This is a genomic window from Actinomadura xylanilytica, from assembly GCF_030283145.1.
In the GTDB taxonomy this organism is placed as follows: Bacteria; Actinomycetota; Actinomycetes; order Streptosporangiales; family Streptosporangiaceae; genus Spirillospora; species Spirillospora xylanilytica.
On the sequence record NZ_JASNWE010000001.1, the window covers coordinates 2,253,951 to 2,277,904 of the forward strand.

At 69.4% G+C, this 23,954-nt stretch carries 17 protein-coding genes; 9 read left to right on the top strand and 8 right to left on the bottom strand.

Translation table 11 applies throughout. The annotated features are described in order from the left end of the window. Positions 1-76 precede the first annotated feature (76 nt). Positions 77-3,448 carry a pyruvate carboxylase gene (locus QP090_RS10465; protein ID WP_285938397.1) on the bottom strand — a complete coding sequence of 1,124 codons (3,372 nt, stop codon included), beginning with the start codon at positions 3,446-3,448 and terminating at the stop codon, positions 77-79. A 311-nt stretch (positions 3,449-3,759) separates the two neighbouring features. Between QP090_RS10465 and QP090_RS10470 the strand changes: the two genes are divergently transcribed. From QP090_RS10470 to QP090_RS10490, 5 genes are all read left to right on the top strand, one after another. Continuing rightward, on the top strand, positions 3,760-5,673 hold the full coding sequence (locus tag QP090_RS10470) for a serine/threonine-protein kinase (protein ID WP_285938398.1): 1,914 nt from the start codon (positions 3,760-3,762) through the stop codon (positions 5,671-5,673). A gap of 52 nt (positions 5,674-5,725) precedes the next feature. After that, positions 5,726-9,193, top strand: coding sequence for an AAA family ATPase (locus QP090_RS10475; protein WP_285938399.1), 3,468 nt, complete (start codon positions 5,726-5,728; stop codon positions 9,191-9,193). A 789-nt stretch (positions 9,194-9,982) separates the two neighbouring features. Continuing rightward, the gene (locus QP090_RS10480; RefSeq protein WP_285938400.1) at positions 9,983-10,837 is read left to right on the top strand and encodes a MinD/ParA family ATP-binding protein; all 855 of its coding nucleotides are present in this window, start codon (positions 9,983-9,985) and stop codon (positions 10,835-10,837) included. Then, the gene (locus QP090_RS10485) at positions 10,834-11,160 is read left to right on the top strand and encodes a hypothetical protein (RefSeq protein WP_285938402.1); all 327 of its coding nucleotides are present in this window, start codon (positions 10,834-10,836) and stop codon (positions 11,158-11,160) included. Before QP090_RS10480 ends, QP090_RS10485 begins: the two co-directional genes overlap by 4 nt. Continuing rightward, on the top strand, positions 11,157-12,146 hold the full coding sequence (locus QP090_RS10490; RefSeq protein ID WP_285938404.1) for a DUF6177 family protein: 990 nt from the start codon (positions 11,157-11,159) through the stop codon (positions 12,144-12,146). Before QP090_RS10485 ends, QP090_RS10490 begins: the two co-directional genes overlap by 4 nt. Here QP090_RS10490 and QP090_RS10495 read toward each other — a convergent pair. Together QP090_RS10495 and QP090_RS10500 are read right to left on the bottom strand one after the other, a co-directional pair. Continuing rightward, a complete protein-coding gene (locus QP090_RS10495; protein ID WP_285938405.1) occupies positions 12,110-12,790 on the bottom strand; it encodes a DUF998 domain-containing protein in 681 nt (226 codons plus the stop codon). The two genes, QP090_RS10490 and QP090_RS10495, sit on opposite strands and share 37 nt — an antisense overlap. Positions 12,791-12,848: 58 nt before the next feature. Beyond that, on the bottom strand, positions 12,849-13,955 hold the full coding sequence (locus QP090_RS10500) for a hypothetical protein (protein WP_285938407.1): 1,107 nt from the start codon (positions 13,953-13,955) through the stop codon (positions 12,849-12,851). Between the two features lie 133 nt (positions 13,956-14,088). Between QP090_RS10500 and QP090_RS10505 the strand changes: the two genes are divergently transcribed. After that, complete coding sequence (locus tag QP090_RS10505) at positions 14,089-15,723, top strand: outer membrane protein assembly factor BamB family protein (protein WP_285938409.1); 1,635 nt, start codon at positions 14,089-14,091, stop codon at positions 15,721-15,723. Positions 15,724-15,737: 14 nt separating this feature from the next. Here the strand turns inward: QP090_RS10505 and QP090_RS10510 are convergent, their stop codons facing one another. Beyond that, positions 15,738-16,475, bottom strand: a complete 738-nt coding sequence (locus tag QP090_RS10510) for an ATP-binding protein (protein ID WP_285938411.1) — start codon at positions 16,473-16,475, stop codon at positions 15,738-15,740. 197 nt (positions 16,476-16,672) lie between these two features. Between QP090_RS10510 and QP090_RS10515 the strand changes: the two genes are divergently transcribed. The 3 genes from QP090_RS10515 to QP090_RS10525 all read left to right on the top strand — a co-directional run bounded on the left by QP090_RS10515 (position 16,673) and on the right by QP090_RS10525 (position 20,476). Next, positions 16,673-17,509: a helix-turn-helix domain-containing protein gene (locus QP090_RS10515; protein WP_285938412.1), complete on the top strand. Its 837-nt coding sequence runs from the start codon at positions 16,673-16,675 to the stop codon at positions 17,507-17,509. Positions 17,510-17,534: 25 nt separating this feature from the next. Next, on the top strand, positions 17,535-17,732 hold the full coding sequence (locus QP090_RS10520) for a DUF397 domain-containing protein (protein WP_285938413.1): 198 nt from the start codon (positions 17,535-17,537) through the stop codon (positions 17,730-17,732). A 1,001-nt stretch (positions 17,733-18,733) separates the two neighbouring features. After that, positions 18,734-20,476 carry a serine/threonine-protein kinase gene (locus QP090_RS10525; RefSeq protein ID WP_285938414.1) on the top strand — a complete coding sequence of 581 codons (1,743 nt, stop codon included), beginning with the start codon at positions 18,734-18,736 and terminating at the stop codon, positions 20,474-20,476. Positions 20,477-21,930: 1,454 nt separating this feature from the next. On the opposite strand, the gene QP090_RS10530 is transcribed toward QP090_RS10525, so the two are convergent. Genes QP090_RS10530 through QP090_RS10545 form a run of 4 tightly spaced genes read right to left on the bottom strand, consistent with a single transcriptional unit; the run spans position 21,931 to position 23,926 of the window. Next, on the bottom strand, positions 21,931-22,620 hold the full coding sequence (locus QP090_RS10530; RefSeq protein WP_285938416.1) for a hypothetical protein: 690 nt from the start codon (positions 22,618-22,620) through the stop codon (positions 21,931-21,933). Beyond that, positions 22,617-22,931, bottom strand: coding sequence for a hypothetical protein (locus QP090_RS10535; RefSeq protein ID WP_285938417.1), 315 nt, complete (start codon positions 22,929-22,931; stop codon positions 22,617-22,619). The genes QP090_RS10530 and QP090_RS10535 overlap by 4 nt, the downstream gene beginning before the upstream one ends. A 27-nt stretch (positions 22,932-22,958) precedes the next feature. Continuing rightward, positions 22,959-23,282, bottom strand: a complete 324-nt coding sequence (locus QP090_RS10540) for a hypothetical protein (RefSeq protein ID WP_285938419.1) — start codon at positions 23,280-23,282, stop codon at positions 22,959-22,961. Between the two features lie 11 nt (positions 23,283-23,293). Beyond that, positions 23,294-23,926 carry a YbaB/EbfC family nucleoid-associated protein gene (locus QP090_RS10545; RefSeq protein ID WP_285938421.1) on the bottom strand — a complete coding sequence of 211 codons (633 nt, stop codon included), beginning with the start codon at positions 23,924-23,926 and terminating at the stop codon, positions 23,294-23,296. Positions 23,927-23,954 lie beyond the last annotated feature (28 nt).

The window sequence follows — 23,954 nt, forward strand, 5'->3', positions numbered from 1 at the left end:
TCCTCGGACGCGGGACCGGGACCGGGACCGGGGCCGGTCCCGCGTCCGAGGGCCGTCGGGGCCGCCGGGTCGTCGGTCAGGCGATGACCAGGAGCAGGTCGCCCGCCTGCACCGGGGTGGCCCCGGCGACGGCGAGGCGGGTGACGGTGCCGGCCACCGGGGCGGTGATCGCGGCCTCCATCTTCATCGCCTCGATGGTGGCGACCACGTCGCCGGCGGCGACCTCGTCGCCCTTGGCGGCGCGCAGCGTGACCGAGCCGTCGAACGGCGCGGCGACCTGGCCGGGGTCGTTCGGGTCGGCGCGCTCGACCGGCGCCACGTCGGACGCGACCGACTTGTCGCGGACGCCGAGCGTGCGGAGCTGCCCGTTGACCGTGCAGATGACCTGCCGGACGCCCGCCTCGTCGATGTCGCCGACCGCTTCGAGCCCGGCCAGCACGCGGACGCCCGGTTCGAGGTCGAACGACACCTCGTGCCCCTGCCGCAGCCCGTACAGGAACGGGCCGGTCGGGAGCACCGACAGGTCGCCGAACGACGCGCGGGCCTCCCGGTAGTCCTTGGCGGGGCCGGGGAACAGCAAGCGGTCGAGCGTGTCGCGGACGCCCGGCCCGGCGAGGGCCTTCTCCTCGTCGGCGGTGAGCTCCGCGCGGGCGGGGGTGTGCTGCCGTCCGGCGAGGGCCTTGCCGCGGAACGGCTCGGGCCAGCCGCCGGGCGGGTCGCCCAGCTCCCCGGTCAGGAACCCGGTCACGCTGTCGGGGATGTCGTACCGCTCGGGGTTCTCGGCGAAGTCGTCCGGGTCCGCGCCGGCCGCGACCAGGTGCAGCGCGAGGTCGCCGACGACCTTGCTGGACGGGGTGACCTTGACCAGGCGGCCGAGGATCCGGTCGGCGGCGGCGTAGAGCCGCTCGATCTCCTCGAAGCGGTCGCCGAGGCCGAGCGCGACGGCCTGCTGCCGCAGGTTGGACAGCTGCCCGCCGGGGATCTCGTGGTGGTACACGCGGCCGGTCGGCGCCGGGATGCCCATCTCGAACGGCGCGTACAGCGTGCGGACGGCCTCCCAGTAGGGCTCCATCGCCGTGAGCGCGTCCAGGTCGAGGCCGGTGGCGCGCCCGGTGTAGTCGGTGTGCGCGACGATCGCCTGGAGCGGCGGCTGGCTGGTCGTCCCCGACAGCGGCGCGGCGGCGCCGTCCACCGCGTCCACCCCGGCCTCGATCGCGGCGAGGTAGGTGGCGAGCTGGCCGCCCGCGGTGTCGTGGGTGTGCAGGTGGACGGGCAGGTCGAAGCGCTCGCGCAGCACGGTGATCAGGGTGCGGGCGGCGGGGGCGCGCAGCAGCCCGGCCATGTCCTTGACGCACAGGACGTGCACGCCCGCGTCCACGAGCTGCTCGGCGAGCCGCAGGTAGTAGTCGAGCGTGTAGATCGTCTCGGCGGGCGAGGACAGGTCGCCGGTGTAGCAGAGCGTGCCCTCGACGAGCGCGTGCGTCTGGAGGCCCGCGTCGATGGCGGGACGCATCCGCTCGACGTCGTTGAGCGCGTCGAACACCCGGAAGATGTCGACGCCGGTGCGCGCCGCCTCAGCGACGAACGCGCGGGCGACCGAGTCGGGGTAGGGCGTGTAGCCGACGGTGTTGCGCCCGCGCAGCAGCATCTGGATGCACAGGTTCGGCGCGGCCTCGCGGATCGCGGCGAGCCGGTCCCACGGCGACTCGCCGAGGAAGCGCAGCGCGACGTCGTAGGTGGCGCCTCCCCACGCCTCCAGCGACAGGAGCTGCGGGGTCGTCCGCGCCAGGTGCGGCGCGGCGGTCACCAGGTCGTAGGTGCGGACGCGGGTCGCCAGCAGCGACTGGTGCGCGTCGCGGAACGTGGTGTCGGTGACGGCCAGCGCGTCCTGCGCGCGGAGTTGTTCGGCGAACGCGCGCGGCCCGAGCGCCAGCAGCCGGTCGCGGGAGCCCTCGGGGAACGGCGCGTCGGCGTCGAGCGCGGGGAGCTTGCCGGCCGGGTCGAGGTCGGTGGGCGCCTCGCCGTTCGGCCGGTTCACGGTGACGTCGGCGAGGAAGCGGACCAGCCGGGTCGCGCGGTCGCCGCTGGACCGGGCGGTGAGCAGCTCGGGATGCTCGGCGATGTAGGCGGTGGTGACGCCGCCGGCGTCGAAGTCGGGCTCGTCCAGCAGGGCCTGGAGGAAGGGGATGTTGGTGGCGACGCCGCGGATGCGGAACTCGGCGACCGCGCGCCGGGCCCGCCGCACCGCCTCCTCGAACGTCCGGCCCCGGCAGGTCAGCTTGACCAGCAGCGAGTCGAAGTGCGGGGTGACGACGGCGCCCGCGTGGGTGGTGCCGGTGTCCAGCCGCACCCCGGCGCCGCCCGGCGACCGGTAGGTGGAGATCTTGCCGGTGTCGGGACGGAACCCGTTCGCCGGGTTCTCGGTGGTGATGCGGCACTGCACGGCGAACCCGGAGACCTGCACGCTCTCCTGCGCGATGCCGAGGCCGGCGAGGGTCTCGCCGCCCGCGACGCGCAACTGGGCCTGCACCAGGTCGATGCCGGTGACCTCCTCGGTCACGGTGTGCTCGACCTGGATCCGGGGGTTCATCTCGATGAAGACGTGCCGGCCGCGGTCGTCCAGGAGGAACTCGACCGTGCCCGCGTTGACGTAGCCGATCTCGCGGGCGAACGTCACCGCGTCCTGGCAGAGCCGCTCGGCGACGGCGGGGTCGAGCCGCGGCGCGGGCGCGATCTCGACGACCTTCTGGTGCCGGCGCTGCACCGAGCAGTCGCGCTCGCGCAGGTGCACGGTGTGCCCGGCGCCGTCGGCGAGGACCTGCACCTCGATGTGCCGGGGCCGGTCGACGGCCTGCTCCAGGAACACCGTCGCGTCGCCGAAGGCGCTCTCTGCCTCGCGGCGCGCGGCGTCGACCGCGGCCTCCAGGTCCTCGCGCCGGTCGACGCGGCGCAGCCCGCGCCCGCCGCCGCCCGCGGCGGCCTTGACGAACAGCGGGAAGCCGACCTCGTCGGCGCAGGCCAGCTCGGCGCCCGGCTCCGGGGTGGCCGAGCCGAGCACCGGCAGGCCCGCGCGCCGGGCCGCCGCCACCGCCTCGATCTTGTTGCCGGCCAGGTTCAGCACGGCCGAGGACGGGCCGACGAACGTCAGCCCGTTGCGCTCGCACGCCTCGGCCAGCTCGGGGCTCTCGGACAGGAATCCGTAGCCGGGGTAGACGGCGTCGGCGCCGACGCGCAGCGCGGTCTCCACGATGCCCGCGACGTCGAGGTAGGCGCGGACCGGGTGCCCGTGCTCGCCGATCTCGTACGCCTCGTCGGCCTTCTGGCGGTGCAGGGACAGTCGGTCTTCGTAGGCGTACACCGCCACGCTGGCGATGCCGAGTTCGTAGGCGGCGCGGAACGCCCGTACGGCGATCTCACCCCGGTTGGCGACGAGTACTTTCCTGATCACGGCGTCCCCCAGGAGAGGAGTTGTGCGAGACCGATCCCGGGGGGTGCTAGCGAAGGCGTCGGCGGATTTCCCGGGGTCGGCCCCTCGGTGAAGGTGACCGGCCGGCCCAGGACGATGACCCCGGGAACGGCTTCGAGCGTGGCCAACATAGCGGGCCGTCGATGGACGGGCTTTACCCGGCCTCGCCGAGGTCATGCATCGCCCGGCACTTCCGGCACTCCCGGCGCGAGCAGTAGGGAACGCTGCATACCCCCCGGACCGTCGTACTCGTTACGCTACTCGGGCAAGATCGCCGATTCCGGGGGGACTTCGTGAGTGTCGGGCACCCATCGCCGGGACCCGCAGAACGGTCATCGGCCGACGACGACCCGCAGGTCATCGGCGAGCACCGCCTGGTGGGACGTCTCGGCGCGGGCGGCATGGGCGCGGTCTACCTGGGCGAGGACCCGGCCGGACGGCAGGTCGCGATCAAGGTCATCCGGCGCGAGCTGGCGCTCGACGACTCCTTCCGTGCCCGCTTCGCCGGCGAGGTCGCCAACGCCCGCCGCGTCGCCTCGTTCTGCACCGCGCGGGTCCTCGGCCACGGCGAGGACGACGGCCGCCCCTACATGGTCACCGAGTACATCGACGGCGTCTCGCTCGGCGACCTGGTCGAGCGGGACGGGGCGCTGGACCAGGCCCGGGTGCGGGGCCTGGCCATCGGCATCGCCACCGCGCTCACCGCGATCCACGCCGTCCGGCTGGTGCACCGCGACCTCAAGCCCGGCAACGTGCTGCTGTCGGCCACCGGCCCGCGCGTCATCGACTTCGGCATCGCCCGCGCGCTCGACTCCCCCGAGAAGCACACCCAGACCGGGTTCATCGTCGGCAGCCCCGGCTGGATCGCTCCTGAGCAGGTCTTCGAGGGCACCGTCGACACCGCCGCCGACGTGTTCGCCTGGGGCACCCTGGTCGCCTACGCCGCGACCGGCGCCCACCCCTTCGGCACCGGCACCATGATGGTGCTCGCCTCCCGCGCGCAGCAGCGCAAGCACGACCTGGACAAGGTCCCGGACGACCTGCGGCCCCTCGTCCACTCCGCGCTCACCCCCTCGCCCGCCGCCCGGCCGAGCGCCGAGGAGCTGCTCGTCGCGCTCGTCGGCGCCGAGGACCCCGAGCACACCGCCAGCCGGATCATCACCAACGAGTGGGCGCCCGTCCCGGCCGCCGCGTCCCTGGCCTCCGCGGCGTCCCCGGCCTCGACCCGGCCGCCGGAGGCGTCGCCGGCCACGCATCCGCCGCCCCCGCGGTCCGCCTCCCAGACGCCGGCGCCCGCGCCCGCGTCCTTGGTCGCGCCGCCGCCACCGGCACCACCGCCGTCGGCCCCGGCGACGACCGCGCCGCCCTCGTTGTCACCGCCGTTCCCGGCCCCGCCGCCGGGACGGTCCCGGCACGCGCCGCCCGCGGGCGCCCACCTGGCCGGGCCGCACACCGCGCCCGTCCTCCCCGGGACGAGGAGCGGGCGGCAGCGGAAGAGGTACACGCTGCCGGTCATAATCGTCGTGGGCGTCGCCGCCACAGCCGGCATAGCCCAGACCACGGCGCTGGTCATGGGGGGGTTCCTCGACGCCGCCGACAAGGCCGACCAGCCCCGGGAGCCTCGGGCGCTCAGCAGCCTGCCCGACCCGTGCAAGCTGCTGGGGTCCGCGGAACAGGCCCGGATCGTCCCCAAGGCGAAGTCCCGCGCCGGGAAGAAGGCGGGCGACGGCATCTTCCCGGGGAAGCAGACCGCTTACTGCCTCTGGACGTCCCCCGCGCGGAACGCCAAGGGGCAGCCGACGGCGCGGAAGCTGACCCTGCGGCTGACCCTCGTCGACAAGGCCGCCGCCGGGAAGGAGCTCAAGGCGGGCAGCAGGCGCCTGACCGCGCGCGTCCGCGAGTCGTCCGGCGCCGGCGCCGTCGGCGCGATGGACGAGATCGGCAGCCTCCCCCGGAGCGGCTTCGGCACCGGTAAGGGCTCGGCCTCGACCGCCACCATGGCCGGGCGGCACGGCAACGTCCTCATCGAGGTCGGCTACAAGAACCCGTCCGTCAAGCCCGTCAAGGCCGGCGACCCGCTGCTCGGCCCCCCGTACTCCCCCGAGGACCAGCGCGCCCCCTCGGTCGCCTGGCGAGTGGTGAACATCGCGGCGAAGGGCCTGGAGGGTTGCGACCCCTGCCACACCGACCCGGCCTCCTCGCCCTGACCGACGCTCTAGGCTGTTCCGCGCCGATTGATGCGTTTACGAGGGGATCGCGGTGCGTCTGCCGGAGCATCTGGAATTACTGGTCACCGATGAGCCGGTCCTGGACCTGTACTCGTACGGCCCCTGGCGGGTGCCGGACGGGCTGTTCGAGGAGATCCGCGCGCGCCTCGACAAGCTCGTGTCCGACCCGCGCTTCAGCGACCTCACCACCGACGAGCACTCGCTGCTCACCGCGCCCGCGCCACTGGTCGTCGCCGACCTGCTCCTGACGGTCGACTTCCTGTCCGGATCGGCGGCCATCAACTCCGGCACCCACGCCCGGCTCCAGCACCTGATCTTCGGCCGCTACCACCGCGAGCCGCGCGACCCGCTGCGCGCCCGCACCGACTGGGGCGTCACCGGCGGCGGCTTCCGCCCGCTGGAATGGCTGGAGGACATCCCCGACAAGGACCTCGCCCTCACCCTCGCCCGCGAGTCCCTCGACGTGCTCGAGGGGCTGGAGCCGCTCGAGGCGCGGCGCGCCGCGCTGGCCCGGCTGTACGACGACCCGCCGCCCGAGCTGGAGATCAAGGCGACGCAGGAGGACCGCGACCGCTGGGCCGCGCACGCCCCCGACGACGTCCTCGCGGCGCTGCCCGAGCTGGCCGGGCCGATCGGCTACCTCGACTGGGTGTGCTCGGGGCTGCTGCCCGTGCACGAGCACCTGCTGGAGGTCGCGCCGCACGACGAGCCCGTCCTCGATCTGCTCGTCAACCTGCTGCTCCAGGGCGGGCTCGACCAGGTCCCCGCCGAGCTGTCGGTCGCGCTGGACCAGGACCGCTACGGCGAACTGCTCGAACGGTTCGCCGCCCGGCGGGACGGGTTCGAGGCGCAGCCGTGGTTCGTCAAGGCCCGCGCCTGGCTGTCGCGCGCCCTCGGCGCCGGCGCCGCCGACGCCTGCCGCGCGTGGCTCGACATGTCGATGCGCTTCACCGGGACGGTGCAGGGCCTCCCCGGCGAGCCCCGCGTCCCCGAGCCGGAGTGGATCCCGGTCGGCGAGTTCCAGGCCGACCTGCGCCGGCTGTGCACCCCGCGGCGGCGCGTCGTCAACCCCCTCGCCGCCGACATGGGCAAGGCCCCGCAGCCGCGCACCCGCCGCCGGCGCGCCCCCGAGGCCGGCTCCGAGCTGGTCGGGCAGCCCGACGTCGTCGCCGCGCTCGCCGAGATCCCCGACGGCACCAAGCCCGTCCGGCTGCTGCTGGTCGGGCCGGACGGCACCGGCAAGCGGGACGCCGCGCAGGAGATCGCCCGGCTGCTCCAGGAGCGGCTGATCACCGCGCCGCCGCTGTGGCTGGCCGACGACTTCTTCGCCGGGAAGGAGGTGTCGGCCGCGACCACCCACCTGTACAACGACGCCCGCGAGTCCGCCGGGGCCCGGCTGATGGTCATCGACGGGCTCGACGACATGTCGCAGGACCCGCGCAGCGGCGAGGCCATCGTCGAGGAGCTGCACCGCGCCCTGGACGTCCACGAGGACCTGCACGTCGTCGCGCTGTGCGAGCCCGGCGGCGACGAGCGGATCCGCGAGATCAACCCCGGCCTCGCGCTCCGCTTCACCGTGGTGCACACGCACGGTTTCACCGCCGACGGCTACGCCGAGCTGTTCGACCGCGCCCTGCACCAGCGCGGCGCCCGCGCGCACAAGCGCGCCCTCGCCGCCGCGGGCGAGCTGCTCGTCCGCACCCCGCCCGTCCGCAACCTGCGGAACGCTCGGCTCGCGCACCGCCTCGCCGACGTCGTGGTGGCGGACGTCCGCGAACGCACCGAGCCCGGCGCCGAGCTGGTCGTCAAGCGCGCCGACGTTCCCGGCGCCTTCGACACCGCCGGGACCGCCGGCGACCCGATGGCCGAGCTCGCCGCGCTCACCGGGCTGCGCAGCGTCAAGCAGGAGATCGAGCTCCTCATCGCCGGCACCCGCGCCGCCGGGCTGCGCCGCGACGCCGGGCTGCCCGCCGCCACCCCGTCCCGCCACATGGTGTTCACCGGTAACCCGGGCACCGGCAAGACCGAGGTGGCGCGGCTGCTCGCCCGCATCTACAAGGACCTCGGCGTGCTGTCGTCCGGGCACCTGGTCGAGGCGTCCCGCGCGCAGCTCGTCGGCCAGTACATCGGGGAGACCTCCGTCAAGGCCCGCGCCGTGGTGCAGCGCGCCGTCGGCGGCGTGCTGTTCATCGACGAGGCGTACTCCCTCACCCACTCCGAGCTGAGCGAGGACTACGGCCCCGAGGCCATCGCCGAGCTGGTCAAGATGATGGAGGACCACCGCGAGGACCTGGTGGTGATCGTCGCCGGATACGAGCGCGAGATGCAGCGCTTCATCGCCTCCGACCCCGGCCTGGCCTCCCGCTTCCCCACCACCGTGCGGTTCCCCGACTTCACCGACGACGAGCTCCTGACCATCTTCGACGGCCAGGCCGCGCGCGTCGGGCTGGCCCCGGACCCGGCCGCCCGCGACAAGATCACCGGGCTGCTCCGGCGGGCCCCGCGCGGCCGGTCCTTCGGCAACGCCCGGCTCATGCGCAACCTGTGCGAACGCGCCATCGCCCTCCAGGCCCGCCGCATCACCAGCAAGAAGAAGACCACCCCCGGCGAGCTGACCGCGCTGCTCCCGGACGACGTCCCCGACACCCTCAGCGGCGTCACCCGCGCCGTCCCCGTCACCGACCCGCTCACCACGCTGGACGGGCTGATCGGGCTGCGCGAGGTCAAGCAGGAGGTGCACCGCCTGGTCGCCGAGGCGCGCGGCACCGAACTGCGCCGCGCCGCCGGGCAGCCCGTCACCGCCCCCACCCGGCACATGGTGTTCACCGGCAACCCCGGCACCGCCAAGACCACCGTCGCCCGGCTCATCGCCGCCGTGTACGCCCAGCTCGGACTGCTGTCGTCCGGCCACCTGGTCGAGGTCGACCGCGCCGCCCTCGTCGGCCCCTACCTCGGGCAGACCGCGCCCAAGGTCCAGGCCGCCGTCGAGCAGGCCCTCGGCGGCGTGCTGTTCATCGACGAGGCGTACGCCCTCACCGGCGACGCCTACGGTCAGGAGGCCGTCGCCGCGCTCGCCCGGCTGATGGAGGAGTACCGCGGCGACCTGCTGGTCATCGCCGCCGGCTACGAGCGCGAGATGGCCGGTTTCCTCACCGCCAACTCCGGCCTGGAGTCACGGTTCGCCAAGCGGCTGGCCTTCCCCGACTACGCCGACGGCGAGCTCGTCGCGATCTTCGCGCACCTCGCCGCCGCCGACGGGTTCACCCTCGCCCCCGACCTCACCGGCGCCCTGCGCGCCCTCCTGGCCACCGCCCCCCGCGGCGCCTCGTTCGGCAACGGCCGGCTGATGCGCAACCTCCTCGACGCCGCCATCGCCGCCCAGGCCCAGCGCCTCACCTCGGGCGACCGTCCGGCGAACGACGAGGTCGTCACCCTCCGCGCCGCCGACCTCCCGTCCACCGCACCCGGCACCGCCGACCGCCACGGCTTCTACCTGTGAACCGCGCCGGAGCAGCCCTTCACGGGGTCCCTGACGACCCCTGACGCCACCGGTGCGGACGGGCGCGAAGCGGTGCTCTCCCCTTGTCTAGACTCGTGCCATCACATCCGCCGACGAGGCCCTGAAAGGTGATCGGTGACCGTTCGGGACTGGCAGCACACCGTGCTGCACCACCTCGGTGCCACGGAGACCGGACTCGTCCCGCCCACCGCCCGGCCGGCGCCGAGCCCCCCGCCCGTCCGGCGTCCGGATCCCTCCCGCGTCGGCACGATGATCTTCCCCCCGGCGCCGTCCCCGGTCGAAGCGGCAGCACCGGCGTGGAACGGCACACAGCACACGCACAACGTGGCACCCCAGATGCAGGGCGCCGCGCCCCGAACGCCACCCCGGAGCGCTCCTCCTCAGCCGCCCCACGCACCACCACCTGCCCAAGCCCCAGCACCCCAGCCGCCCCACGCGGCACCACCACCTGTCCAAACCCCGGCACCCCAGCCGCCCCACGCAGCACCACCACCTGCCCGAGCCCCGGCACCCCAGTCGCCGCCCCCGGCGCCCCACGCGCCCGGGCCAGCCCCACAGACGCAGCGAGCCGCACCACAGCTCGCAGCGCCGCCAGTATCGGGGGGAGGCGGGACGGCACCTCGAGTGCCGCCTTCCTGGGGCGGGACGGCGCCGGGGATCGCCTCGCCGCCGGTGCGGAGCCCAGGGGCCGGGGCACCTGCGGTCCCACCGGCTGAGGCGTGGGCGCAGGGGCAGGACCTCGTCCGCCGCAATCCGCACGGTGATCCGATGCTGCGGCGGCTGGGACGCGGGATGCGGAAGGGGATCGGGGCCTCCGCGGCGGGCCAGGCCAGGGAGCTGGCGCGGCTCACGGCGCAGCTCGGCGCGCCCGTGCCGTCCTGCCGCCGGATCGTGGTCACCAGCGTGCGGGGCGGCGCGGGGAAGTCGACGATCGCGGCGCTCGTCGCGGGCGTCATCCGGCGGCACCGCGACGACCGGGTGATCGCGATCGACGCCGACCCCGGACTGGGCTCGCTGCCGCTCCGGCTGGACGTGCGGGGGGCGCGCTCGCTCCGCGACCTGGCCGCGGCGCGCCCGCAGAGCTGGGACGAGACGGCCGCGTTCCTCACCCGTACCGAGGAGGGCCTGTGGGTGCTGCCCGCGCATTCCGAGCGGAAGCTCGGCGGTGATCTGGACGATGAGATCTTCCGGGCCGGCGCGGGCAGGCTGGGCCGCTACTTCTCCACCTCGGTGATCGACTGCGGCGCCGGGCTGGTGTCGGGGTTGCAGCGCGGCGTCCTGTCCGGCGCCCACGCGCAGGTGTTCGTCGCGCCCGGCACCACGGACGGGGCGGCGAGCGCGCGGGCGGCGCTGGGGTGGTTCGCGCAGAACGGCCACGGGCCGCTGCTGTCGCGCACGGTCATCGCGCTCGTGGCGCACACCCCGAGTCCGGGCGCCGAGCTGGAACGGGCCGCGGAGGAGCTGAGCGCCGCGGGCCTGCTGGTCGTGCACATCCCCTACGACCGGCATCTCGCCGCCGGGATCGCGATCACCCCCGAACGGGTCGGCGGGGCGGCCCGCGACGCCGCGACGCTGATCGCGGCCGAGGCGTTCGCCCGTTCGCTCTCGGGAGGCGCGACGTGAGCAGGGAACTGGTGGTGCTGACCCGGGAACGTCCCGACCTGGCCGTCCTGCCCGATCTGGTCGGCGGCAGGGGCCTGAGCGTGGGCGGGGCGTACGTGTTCGACGCCGGCGACCGGTTGCTCGTGCGCGTGCGCGAACCGATCCTGGTGATGGTCCCCGGCGAAGTCGAACGGCTCCTGGACACCGATGTCGAAGCGCCGGTGTGGTGGACGGACGTACGGGCGGCGGCCGACCTCGCAGAGGCGCGGATGGTCGCGCGGCACTGCGCGGAACAGCTCGCGTCCCGCCACGACGGCACGGTTTGGAGCGAGAGCAGCTCGTGACGGAACGGACCGGGCAGCCCACCGCGGGCGGGGCCGACGCGCTGACCGAACGCGCCATGGTAGTCCTGCTGGAACGGCCCGTCGTGGCCCTGAACGCCGACCTGGCCGAGATGCTCGCCGAGTGCGAACGCTCTGGGCGCGTCCTTCAAATCGTCACGCCGCCCGGCAGCCGCTTGACCCTTCCGCTGCACAGGGTCGTCACGGGAACCGAGGCCCGGTGGGTCGTCTGCGACGGCGACGCGTACTACGAGGGCGCGACCGGACGGCCGCTGTACTGGGACGGCTCGTCCTTCGCCCTCGTCCCCGACGCGCTCGACTACGCGCCGGGCTTCATCGCGCGTCCGACCGCGCCGACCGGCGCACAGGTCGCGCTGACGTTCCAGGTGCGGCACCCGTCGGACGGGACGCTCGGCGGACAGGTGGAACGGCTGATGGTGATGCTGACCGGCCGTCCGCCGATCGGCTGGGGCGCCACCGAACCCCTCGAACACCGCTGGGAACCGGCCGCCCTCACCGCGTCCGCCCGCGACGCGGTGCGGCGCGGCGGCATCGCCAAGCTGATCGCGATCGGCGCCGGCCCGCGTACCGCCATCGCGACACTGGAGTTCTCCGCGTTCGCGCCGCCCGCGACCGGGATCGCGGAGATGTCGGTACTGACGGTCGGTTACGCGCCGGACGATCCACCGCCGGTCGCGGACCTCCCGGCGCTGGTGGACCGGCTCGCCGCCGAACACCACCTCGGCGCCCTGCTCGCCCAGCTCACCCCGGGCAGCGCGGACCTGACCACCGAACCGCGCTGGACGGGTTCGCCCGCGCCCATCGGCCTGGCCGCCGCGGGCGCGCTCACCGGTCCCCCCGGCTTCACCAGGCAGCGCATCGGACCGGAGCACGCGCCGATGACCTGGTTCGGCCTGGGCGACGGCCGTTCGCCCGAGTACTGGCGGCGGCATCAGGAACTGCTCCGCCACCTTCGCTCGACGTCCTGACCCAGAAGGCGGACGGCGAGCAGCGTCTGCCACGTCCAGCCGATGGTGAGGGCGACGCGCTGGAGCAACCCGCCCACGTCCGCCAGTCCGGCGTCCTGCCCGTACGCCCGGGACGCCAGCACCATCGTCCCCGCGAAGAGCACCCCGCTCGCGACCGAGTAGAGCGCCCACCCTCGCGCGCCCGCGCGAGCGAACATCCGTGCGAACACCAGGCACGCTGCGGTGAGCGCCACGAATCCGGCGAACGAGAAGAGGTCATGGAGAACACCGTGCACGGAGGCGTCCACGACCCGGTCGGGCGTGCCGGACGGGTAGCCGCCCACCGGGTCGGTCACGAAGGTCCCGGCGCAGAGCAGCCCGACCCCCCACGCGCCGACCAGCAGCGGCCCCCGGACCGACGCACCGGCCGCCCGCTCCCCGGACGCGCGGCGCAGACCGGTCGCGAACGCCAGCGTGAGCAGCCCCGCGGCGAGGAAGGCGGCGCCCTGCGTCCAGCCCGCGTCACCGAGCGCCAGCGAGCTGACCGGATGGCGCAGCGGACGGTAGTGCGCACGGGTGACGCCCTCGACGAGGTAGGTGACGGTGAACAGCGGTCCGGCGAGGGCACCGCAGAGCAGCGGCAGCCGGACGGATGGATCAGCCATAGGTGTCAACATAGGTTGACATCACCAGCGCGTCAACCAACATTGACACCCCACCATCTCAGCCCGAACGCGTCCGGATCTCGTTGACCAGCTTCTGCATCGTCCTCTTCTGGTCAGGCGGACCCGTGAGCACCACGGCGACACCGCTGTCGGGCCGCCGGCCGCCGTCCCCGAAGACGTGGCTCATCGCGACCCGCAGGATGCGCCCGCCCTCGTCGTCGGTGCCCTCGACCTCCGCGTACATCGTCGTCGCGTCGGTCCGGCGCCAATCGCCGGCCTCGAGGGCGAGCTCCTCGCGCAGCGCGGCGCGCTCGCCGTTCCGGCACGGCTTCGGGCACTCCTGCACCGCGACCAGCCCGCCCGCCCCGCCGAGGTCATCGTCGTCGGCGCACACCCAGCGGCTGACGAACGGCGCCTCGTCGCTGACCATGCACCCCCACGTGCCCGGCGCGTCGAAGACGAACGGCAGGCCCTCCGGCTTCATCCGGTAGGTGTCCTCGTCCTTCCCGAACGTCGGACCCGCGACCGGACCCGGCGGCCCGTCCTTCCCCTTCTGACGCGGCGGCGTCCTCCGCGGCGAGGACGGAAGCGGCGCGGGCACGGTGGGTTCGGCCGCCTGGCCGCTCCCGGTCTCGCTCCTGCGCAGGCCCGGCCCGCTGAGCGAGAAGGCCGCCCACACCACCAGCAGCAGCACCGACACCACGAACACCGCCAGCCCGACCACGAGCGCCCCGCGCCGCGCGGGCCGACCCCCCGCGGACGCGTCCGGAACCGGATCCGGTAGCGCCCACCCCTTGTCCGGAACGTCCGCCCAGTGCGGAGCGAAAGCGGGCCCGCCGCCGTCACCCGAGGTCAGCGCGACGGCGTCGAGCAGCGCCACGGCGTCCTCGAGAGCGCCGCCGGCCACCGCCGCCCAGGCCACCGGGTCACGCGGCCCCGCCGACGGCACCCTCCCGCGCCGCGCGAGCGCCCCCACCGCCGCCTCGAACCGGTCCCGCGCCGCCGAGTCGTCCGCGGCAGCCGGATGCAGGACGACGACCTGCGCCTCCGCACCGTTCCCGTCGGCGCCTGCGAGAACGAGTCCCGCGTCGTGCTCGGACAGCCGGGCGCGCAGCCGGAACGGTCCGAGAACCTCCGGATCCCGAGGCCGCAATGGGTCGTTCACCGACGACATCACCCTCCCTACGATCGCCCGTCCAGAAAATAGACGTCCGCGATCGGTCACCGGTTCGAGAGTGCCATTCGTCCGCGAATGCGTTTCGGTACGCTCACCCGATCCGTGCCGACCGGAAGGAACCATGAAGCGTCCGACGACGTCCCTTCTGGCCGCCCTGACGAGCGCGTTCCTCCTCGTCTCCTGCACCGCGCCCGCCGAGGACGAGGTCGGCCCGGCCGTGCGCGCCGTCCGCACCACGGCCGGATCGGGCGTCCCGCCGCTGTCCGAAACCGGCCCCGCCCCCGGTGGCCTCCAGACGGCCTGGCGGCTCGGCGGCGACCGCGGCCACAGCGTCGTGGACGGCCAGCTCGTCATCGCGAAGCCCGAAGGCATCGAGGTCCGCGACGTCAGAACGGGCAAGGTCCGCTGGCATTACGCCGAAATCCGCCGCCATCTCATCGCGTCCACGGTCACCGGCGGCGCGATCCTGGTCGCGACCGGCTCCCGGAAGGCCATCCCGGACCGGTGGGTCAGCCTGGACGCCGCCACCGGAAAGGTCAACTGGACCAAGGCGAGTCAAGGCTTCACCTTCCCGTCCGGAATGCAGACCCGAGCCGCCGCCGCGGCCGGCGTCGTGCCCGCGCTGAACGGCTTCAACGCCAGAATTCTGAAGGCGATCGACCTCCGCACCGGACACGTCCGCTGGGCGACCGGCAAGCTCGCCGCATCGGGCTGCGTCATCGACACGCTCGACACCGCCGTCAGGACGGTGCACGGCGACGACAGCCTCTTCCTCGTCCCGGTCGGCTGCGGCTCGAAGCGATGGACCATCGCCGTCGACCCCGCGACCGGCGCCGAACGCTGGCGCCACGCCGGCTCCACCGACGACGCCGCCGAGGCGACCGTCCACAACGGCGTCACCCAGCTCACGACCGACTCCAAGTCCCTGCTCCTGGACGCCAACGGCCGCGAACTGCTCCGCGACGGCAGCACCTGCCAGGGCGAATGCGCCTTCTACGCCGCCCCCGACCGCGTCTTCATCTCCAGGGACCGCCTCCTGGCCATCGACCGCCGCACCAGCAAGCAGCACAGTCTCCCCCTCGGCCCGTACTCGCTCCTCACCATGACCGGCGACCGCCTCTACGGCCTCCGCGACACCATCGCGCCCGGCCTCCTCGCCCCCGGGCTCGACACCATCGACCCCGCCACCGGCGACGCCACCACCATGCCCATGCCCCTGGCCGTGGGCCACCACCGCTTCGGCTCCACCGCCCCCGCGGCACTGCGGGTCGCCGGCGGCCGAGCCATCCTCACCCTCCGGGACACCGCGGACATGAACTGGTCCACCTCGTCGTCCGCCCCGCTCCCCCGCGCCCACGGCCCCGCCGAACTCGGCGGCGTCCCCGTCGCCGACTGGCCGGACGCCTGCAAGATCGCCCCCAGCGTCCGCCCGCCCCGGTACCTGGACGACGAGTCCGAGGACGCGCACATCGGCCCCGTCAAACTGACCAACGTCACATGCAACTTGGACGCCCCGTCCGGCACCTCACCCGTCACGCTCACCGTCGCCTGGGTAGCCCGCACTCCCGAGCTGGCCAAGGCGTACCTCCCCACCGCCCCGCTCCCCGAGAACACCGAAAGCGTCCACCTGGGCGACGACGCCTTCCGCACCAAGGACGGCATCATCATGCGCTCAGGCCGCTACATCTTCCGCCTCACCGGAACCGACACCACAGCCCTGGCCCGCAAAATCAACCAAGCCCACTCCACCCCCTGACCCGACTGCCAGTGTCATCCACCCGCACCAAGGTCCGCGCAATGCCGAACGACCCGCTCAACAACCTCGATCCCGTCGCACAACGCGTGCCGAGCCACACCGCCTCCGGGAACGCAGTATGAGATCCCCCTTTCCCCCACCCACACATTCACCGCCGCCTGCACGCAGATGACCGCCATCCCGTGCCCCAGAGAACACCGGACCTCCCCCACCCCGCGCGCCTCCAGCAGGGCATAGAGCTCCCAGGCCACCTGCCGTACAGGCCGAGACTCCGTACTCACCACTCCGGACACCGGCACAGATACGAACACCGCCTTCCCAGGTGCCGACGCCCCCAGCCTCGAACGCGTGCGGTGCATCCCCCAGGCACCGCCATGCTCGACGGCCAGCGCATCGACGACTTCGAACCCGCGCCCGCCCTCCGACTCCGTCCCGGGCCGCAACGGCCCGTACCGGATCGGCCCTCGCCACGGAGCGGTGTCGAACACCTTCACCACGAGCTCGGACCGCGCCCTCCGCACGTAGATCCACATCTCCGCCGGCCCGGCCTCCTGCGGACCCGCATGCACGAACGCGTTGGTGGCGATCTCCGAGACCGCGACCGCCAAGTCATAGGCGAGCCCGTCCGGCATCCCCAGCCCACCGGCGACCTGCCGGACCACCCTCCGCGCGAACCCCGCGCAGGTCCCGTCGCCGGGCAGAGCCCAGACGGCGCACCCTCCGGCCAGGATCAACGTCACCGGACCGCCCATGGCCTACCTCCGTCTCACGCGTCCGCCAGTGGCAGCGCGACGCCCTCTACGTCCAGCACGCCCACACCAAGCCCTACGCTGTGTGCACGCTTGACTACGGGCACAATGTAGATGCAAATCGCACGACGGTCGTGCGAGTTGCACGATTGGTGACCGGATCCGGCCACAAGACGACAGCGACCTTGAAGGGTTCGATCATGGCTTTCGTATCCAGCCCCACGACACGTGGACGACGCCTGGCCTTTGAGCTTCGCAACCTCCGTAGCCGGACCGGCCTGACCCCCACACAGGCCGCCCGGCAGCTCGGCTGGTCATTGAGCAAGCTGACCCGGATCGAAAGGGCTCAGACCCAACCCAAGATCGCGGACATTGAGGCCGCCCTCGCCCTCTACGGGGTGGACACCGCCAAGCGCGCCGCCCTGATCCAACTCGCCAAGGAATCCTGGAAGCGCGGCTGGTGGACCGCCTACGCCGACGTCTTCAGCGGGAGCATCGTCGCGCTGGAGGACGAGGCCAGCCTCATCCACGCCTGGGAGCCCCAACTCGTCCCAGGACTCCTCCAGACCGAGGAGTACGCGAGCGCGATCATCGGTCTACTCCGCCTCGATGCGGAGTCCGTGCACCGCCGTGTCGTGGCCAGGATGAATCGAGGGATGCTCCTGCGGCGACCGAACGGACCGAACCTGCACGCTCTGCTTGACGAGTCGGTGCTCCGCCGCATCATCGGCAGCCATGAAGTGATGCGCGGTCAGCTCTCGGCGCTGGTCCGGGCAGCGGAACGCCCGAACATCACCATCCAGGTCGTCCGCCTCGATGCCGGAGCGCACATCGGATTGGAAGGCGCCATGGAGCTCATCAGCTTCGCCGAGGACTCGGAACTCGACGTCGCCTACGCCGAGGGGCCCATGGGAGACATCTACCTCGAGAGCACCGAAGAAGTGAACCGTATTAGAGTTGATCTCGAGTCCATCCGCAGCACGGCAATGTCCCCCTCGGCATCGGTCGAACTCATCACCGCTCTTGCCGGGGAGTAGTCCCCACCCTCCAGGAGCACAGCACATGACTGCCCCCAGCCGCGTTCAATGGCGCAAGTCCCGTCGAAGCGGCACCGGCGACAACTGCGTTGAGGTCGCTCAGTTTCGGCACAGCATCGGTGTACGCGACTCAAAGGCCCCCAACGCCGGCACCCTAGTCTTCTCCCACCAAGCCTGGGCCGTCTTCATCACGCACATCAAACAGAACAACGAGGACGCATAGAGCACTTTCATCTCCTCTCCCCATCAGCCCAATGAGAACTCAATCAGAAGAGACGTGCGACCCTAGCTCCGCATCGACCATCCATGTCGATCGAACATCGTCGTGATCTCCATGTCCATGGGGCTCCAGCACCGAGCGCAGGCGACTCAGTCGGCGATCCGCCCCACATCAGCCGATTCCTCGGCGAGTTGGCGCAATCTCTCAGCGACGTCCCGGACTCGAAGATCCCCCCGCCGCCCTCGAACCATCGCCCCAGCCAATGCAGAGATCTGATCAGCGGGTAGTAGCGCCTGACGGCGGCCGGGATCACGTATCCACAGTTTGATCGTTGGCTGCCCCACGACCAACCGGGGCAGTGGCCCACCAACCCCCATCGGAGCCGGCGAGGCCATCTCTAGCGCAACCGAGTCCACACTGAGGTCACACTGGCGCATCCCGCTCACCCGTCTCTGCATAAGTACCGTTCCCTCAAGCCAGTACGCCTTTCGACGCATCTTGACCCCGAGACCAGCGACCGCACCACACAAAGCAAGAATCACTAGACCGAATACAATTGCCAGCAGCCAGCCAAAAAGACCGGCATATCGAACTCCAAAGACCAATCCCATAACGGCGATCAACCCGGAGGGGAGAGCAGCAGCCACGACAAGAAAGCACAACAGCCAATCCAAAGCCCCCAACCCGACCGCCAGCCGCACGCGACCTGTATCGCAGGACATCACAACCTCCTAGAGGCCTACAGGGCAAACGACCCGCCTCGCCCGGCCACAAACCAGCCCAAGCCGACTCTGATCTGCCTCTCTAAATACGACCATGAACGATCCACGACGACCTCTTCAGCATCGTTTCGCCCCCCACGAGACGACCGAGAGCAAGACCACTCATCGTGCAACCCCGCCTCGCCCACCATCCAACCTGCCGCAAATCATGACTTAGAGACCGGTAGTCGGTAAAGTCATCCGCGATCTTTGCCTTCAGGACGCCCCCACGGGAGGAAATCCGTGCAAGCCGAACCGGCCTCGTGGTCCCCCGGTGCGCATCCGCTCACCGCGGAAGACCCCCCGTCCATCGGCGCGTACCGCCTCCTCGGCAGGCTCGGCGAAGGCGGTATGGGCGCCGTCTACCTGGGCCTCAGCGACTCAGGACAAAAGGTCGCCGTCAAAGTGATCCGCCGCGAGCTCGCCGGCACCGCGTCCTTCCGTGCCCGATTCGGCAGCGAGGTCGACCACGCTCAGCGCGTCGCCTCGTTCTGCACCGCCCGCGTCCTCGAACACGGGGAGCTGAACGGCCGTCCATACCTGGTGACCGAGCACATCGACGGCCCGTCTCTCGCCGACTACGTAGAGGCCAACGGCGCTCTCTCCGCCGGCCCGCTCCGCAGTCTCGCCGTCGGCGTCGCCACCGCGCTCACCGCGATCCACGCCGTACGTCTGGTGCACCGCGATCTCAAACCGGGAAACGTCCTGCTCTCCCCGACGGGCCCCCGCGTCATCGATTTCGGCATCGCCCGCGCCCTCGATTCCGATGAGCGCCACACCCAGACCGGCGGCTTCGTCGGCAGCCCCGGCTGGGTGGCGCCCGAGCAGCTCTTCGACGGCCAGGTCAGCACCGCCGTGGACGTCTTCGCCTGGGGCACCCTCATCGCCTACGCCGCCACCGGCCGCCACCCCTACGGCACCGGCAATCTGGCGACCCTCGCCGCCCGCGCCCAGCAGGGCCAGCACGATCTGACCGGCGTCCCCGCCGAACTCCTCCCCCTGGTCCGCGCCGCTCTCGCACCCACCTCAGCCGGACGCCCCAGAGCCGACGCCCTCCTCACCGGCCTGGTCGGCACCAGCACCGACCCCCAGCACGCGGCAACCGACATCATCAGCCGCGAATGGACCCCGGGCCAGTTCTCCCCGATGCCCAACCACTTCGCTCCAGCGCAGACCGCCACCCGCGAGGACCGACTCACCCTGCCAGCCGCCCCATCACGGCCTCACGGTCGAACCTGGGTCCTCACGGCCATCGCGGCCGTCTCCACCGCCGTCCTCGTCGGAGGCGTCAGTGTCGCCGTATTGTCCCTCCGGAACGACAAGAACAGCGGAAGCCCCCCACCCGCGAGACAGGTCTCGGCGAGCGCCTCCACACAACCGCCGGCCGCCTTCACCAGAGTCTCCGACCCCTGCGGCACCGTCTCCAAGGTCACGGCAAGCGAACTCGCCCCGAACGCGACGCCGACCCCATCAGAGAACGTGGCCGACGGCGTCTTCGGCTCCTCCGGTGTGGGATCGGGCTGCACCTGGACATCCAGCAAGCAGCCCGGCTCCGAAGTGCAGAAGGCCCGAAGTCTCACCGTTGAGCTGGTCATCAGCCCCGAGACCACCGGGGGCGCCAACCGGACGGGACAGGATTTCGCGACCGGACGGTCGAAGCTCCAAGGACGCGCCAACACAACCATGGACGAAGTCGAGTACGGACCGATCACACCTCTCCTCGGCGTCGGCGACGAAGCCTTCAGCGCGACGTCACAAGGAAAACAGGGCAAATTCACCATCGGCAGCGCGGCCGTGGGCGTTCGTCTCAAGAACGTCCTCATCGAGGTCCGCTACGGGGGCGGCGACCACCCGTCCGACCCCAAGAAGAAGGCTGCGGCCAATCTCACCGCGCTCCCTCAGCAGCAGGTGCGTGAGGCCGCAGAAAGGGTCGCGCGCGAACTCGTGAAGAACCTCATCGACTGCCCCCACTGCTACAACGAATGACCAGCACCAACAGGCGGCCCCTCCGGAGGACTCCATGACCCACGGTCCAGGATCATCCCCCACTGTGTGGGACCAGCCACCGAAACCACCCCGACGCCGCCCGCCCTGGCTTATGCCTATTGTCGCCTCAGTCATTGCCGGTCTTCTCACCGCCGGGACTGTATTCCTTACCTCAGCTATGCAAGGAGAACAGACCAAGGAACATCTGCACACTACGCCAAGCACACCGGTTGGTCCCGCGCCTCTCCAATCACAGAAACGGCAGTTTACCAAGCTAAGTGAAATCTGCGACACTGTGCCGATAGGAACGCTCACCGCACTAGTACCAGACCACGATGAGCCACACTCTGAGCCACTTCGACACAGCTCAAATGGTGGGTCCAATACATACTGCGAGTGGAGCGCAAGATACGATGAAAGTAGTGCAATCCAGAGAGAACGTACTCTAAAGGTTCAACTCTCACTGTTCCCCAACACAAATGAAGCGGCCAGCACCACCAACTTTGAGCGCGGTTTGGCAAAGCGGCGTTCAAGTACTAAGGACATTACCGCCCGAGGCGAGTTCAAGACAGGCCCCTACATCGAACTCCAGGGCTTCGGCGACGAAGCCTTTGTACAGCAGACCAACCAGGAAGAACAAAGGCGCGTGACGGCGAGCCTCTCGCTTTGGGCGCGGCACGCCAATGTCGCTATCAGTATCGACTACAGCGGAGCTGATACTCCAACCGCCGGAAACAGGAGATCAACCCCGCTGAACGCACAACTATTGCGCTCCGGAGTCGAAACTGCGGTCCGCGACGTTATTAATTATCTCTCGACCTGCACAAGCTGCCACGACTGATAGCGCCATCACAATCATCCGGTTGTACGGAGCTTGTCGACAGCCCCCTTCACCAAGGTGACACAGTTCTGTGCGTTGATCATTCCAAGTGGAGACTTCGTCTCTCCCTGACTCGCGACCCCACGCGTGCAGGAGATAGCCAAGATTATATTACGGTCAATGACACGAAGCCCAACAGATGAGCCGGGCTCGATTGCGCCTATCATCAAGGAACTTCCTGTCAGGTAGGCACCGTCACCAATACCTGGAGAGTTTTGACAGGAAGGCCCGACATTATCGCACGAGGAGGGTTTGTCGCGTTCAAATGCCTTCTTAGCCGCAGAGACACCGCCATTCTTCTTGGCGTAGATTCTCCCCGCGAGATCGACAGAATTCCCACCTGACGAGGCAAGACTCCAGGAGCACGCTGATTGCTCATCCCCAGGTCGAACATCGGGTGGCGTTGATGCCTCTGGGCGGATTTGAGGGCCAGTGAACTGCTGAACAGCATTTAGATTGATCAACGAACACGCAGATCCAATATGGGTATACGCGGTAGCGCCATCACCCGCCGCCATGGAACACGCCGACAGAATCAGTGTGACCGCAAATATTCCCAGCCACGCGAGGGCCTTCACGCGGGCTTCCAGATGTTTAGATCGGCCATGGCGGGAACTGGCCCTGGAACCGGCTTTATCGCATTGATATTCTTCACAACTTCCCCCAAAGCCGAATTATATCCCGCAGTGATATCTACAGCTCCATCAATGAGATCATTAACGTGACCGGCGAAGCTCGACAGCAAATCCGTAAAATGGTTCATGATAAGCGCTAGTGACGCTCCATCAGTTGGGCCGGCGGCAGCTACGGCCAGAACAGCCTTCCAGTCACCAAGTAGACCTCCCCCGAGATTGAGGATATCTTGCGCACAATTTGTAATGAACCGAGTCGCTGTCTTATAGGCAGCAATTACCGCCAGGTACATTTGATTTGTCGCGGTAATCGCACCTTGAAACGCAGCGACGTTCGAACTCACAGCAAGTTTCGCGTCGCCAGCAAAGGTACTAAATGATGCCGAGGCACCTCCCGACCATTGAGCGAGAACTTGACTGTGAGCCCTGGAAATGTTCTCGTACGATTCATTCATGACTCGTACGGCTTCTCCCCAACTATCTACCGCGCGTTGGACATTATTGGGGTGTCCTATCATGTCGCGGACCAAATCCAACGCATCTAGTGCATCATTATGCAACGTCAGGCGAGCGGCCTTTCGAACTATTGATGCGTTTTTTTCGGGAAATGGGACAGGTGCCTCAAGGGTCATTGCATAGCCTTCTTCAGTTCGTTGATTGCACGATGGTCGGCTCGTCCATAGCTAGCCGCTACAGCCTCGAGAGCGAGCGCCATCATATTTATGTGACCAACCCCGTCACTTATTCGCTGCCAAACTTGATCGACGCCAGCATTATACTTGGCTACAATATTGGCCTTTTCTCCAATTATGCCGAGGTCATCACTGGCCAGCTTTGCATTACCGAGACCACTACCTATAACTACCCATTTCTCTCCAGCCTCAGCAATATAGCCGGCGGCAGTACGCAACGCCGATTTATGTACACTATATTGATCGCCCATTAAAATCTCCTAGCGTTTCGTATTTCACTAGAAACGGTCTACTATTTTCTGGGCATCTTTCTTTAGAGTGTCTCTCACGGAGTCTTCTGCATCATTTATACTTGACATCAAGCGATTAGCCAGATGGCCGATCGAGCAACTTCTCATCTTTTTTTCATCTAGGTGAATTTCCCGAACACTGCCGAACCTGTCAACTTTGATCTCGCCATATTCGCCTTGAATCTGGAAAGTAGAATAAGATTCTGATTCAGGAGATGTACGCGACCGAATTTCGCTCGTCTCCGCCTCCAGAGCGTCAACGAAATGCTTCAGCGAGCGCAACGAATCTTCAATTTCGTCACTTGGTGCCATTTCATCAATCCTTATTGTCCATATTCCTTGTCGACGACTACTCCTTGATATATGCGAGCCAACCACTGCTCAGTTGCTGCCGCCTTAGCCGTTGAGATCGCTGCCATGACTGCACTCTCGACGGCTCGACTCGAAGAGCGACCCATGTCGTCGTCTATATGCAGATTGATCAATCGACCATTTCCATTGACCATGGCCACGACTTTGTTATCGTCACTATATCCCGAGAAGCTTATTGCCAAATTCTCCTTCAGGATCGATTCAAGTCGCCTGCTTTGCATGTCGGCATTGATCGATATCTCGTCTTTCTCGGAACTTTCTCGGAGAAAATTTGAGTCTTGACGCCTTCCTTCGGAGATTCCCTCGAGCTCCTCTCGGCTGGAACGCTCAGACTGAACAGTCGCCGAGAAGACGGATCGTGACGATGACTGTGGCTTGTCTAGGTTCTTTAGCTTTTCTAGAATCGCAGACAGCTCTGGATCACTAGGTTCGTGGCCAGCAGAGCTAGGCGCCACTTCCTTGCCTCTGATTTTAGCTGCTTCCAAACGAGCCGATACCTCACTCTGTGTAAGCGGGGCCTTAGAGACATTGACATTCAATGCTCGTTTTATATTACTCTTCTCGTCTACCACTTGACTCTCCATAGAATACAAGATATGTCGCAACCGTCGA

Coding starts and splice junctions, on each gene's coding strand:
- QP090_RS10480 (WP_285938400.1), top strand. CDS start 9,983: ATGCTGCGGCGGCTGGGACGCGGGATGCGGAAGGGGATCGGGGCCTCC.
- QP090_RS10510 (WP_285938411.1), bottom strand. CDS start 16,475: ATGGGCGGTCCGGTGACGTTGATCCTGGCCGGAGGGTGCGCCGTCTGG.
- QP090_RS10540 (WP_285938419.1), bottom strand. CDS start 23,282: ATGGCACCAAGTGACGAAATTGAAGATTCGTTGCGCTCGCTGAAGCAT.
- QP090_RS10530 (WP_285938416.1), bottom strand. CDS start 22,620: ATGACCCTTGAGGCACCTGTCCCATTTCCCGAAAAAAACGCATCAATA.
- QP090_RS10515 (WP_285938412.1), top strand. CDS start 16,673: ATGGCTTTCGTATCCAGCCCCACGACACGTGGACGACGCCTGGCCTTT.
- QP090_RS10535 (WP_285938417.1), bottom strand. CDS start 22,931: ATGGGCGATCAATATAGTGTACATAAATCGGCGTTGCGTACTGCCGCC.
- QP090_RS10505 (WP_285938409.1), top strand. CDS start 14,089: ATGAAGCGTCCGACGACGTCCCTTCTGGCCGCCCTGACGAGCGCGTTC.
- QP090_RS10495 (WP_285938405.1), bottom strand. CDS start 12,790: ATGGCTGATCCATCCGTCCGGCTGCCGCTGCTCTGCGGTGCCCTCGCC.
- QP090_RS10520 (WP_285938413.1), top strand. CDS start 17,535: ATGACTGCCCCCAGCCGCGTTCAATGGCGCAAGTCCCGTCGAAGCGGC.
- QP090_RS10545 (WP_285938421.1), bottom strand. CDS start 23,926: ATGGAGAGTCAAGTGGTAGACGAGAAGAGTAATATAAAACGAGCATTG.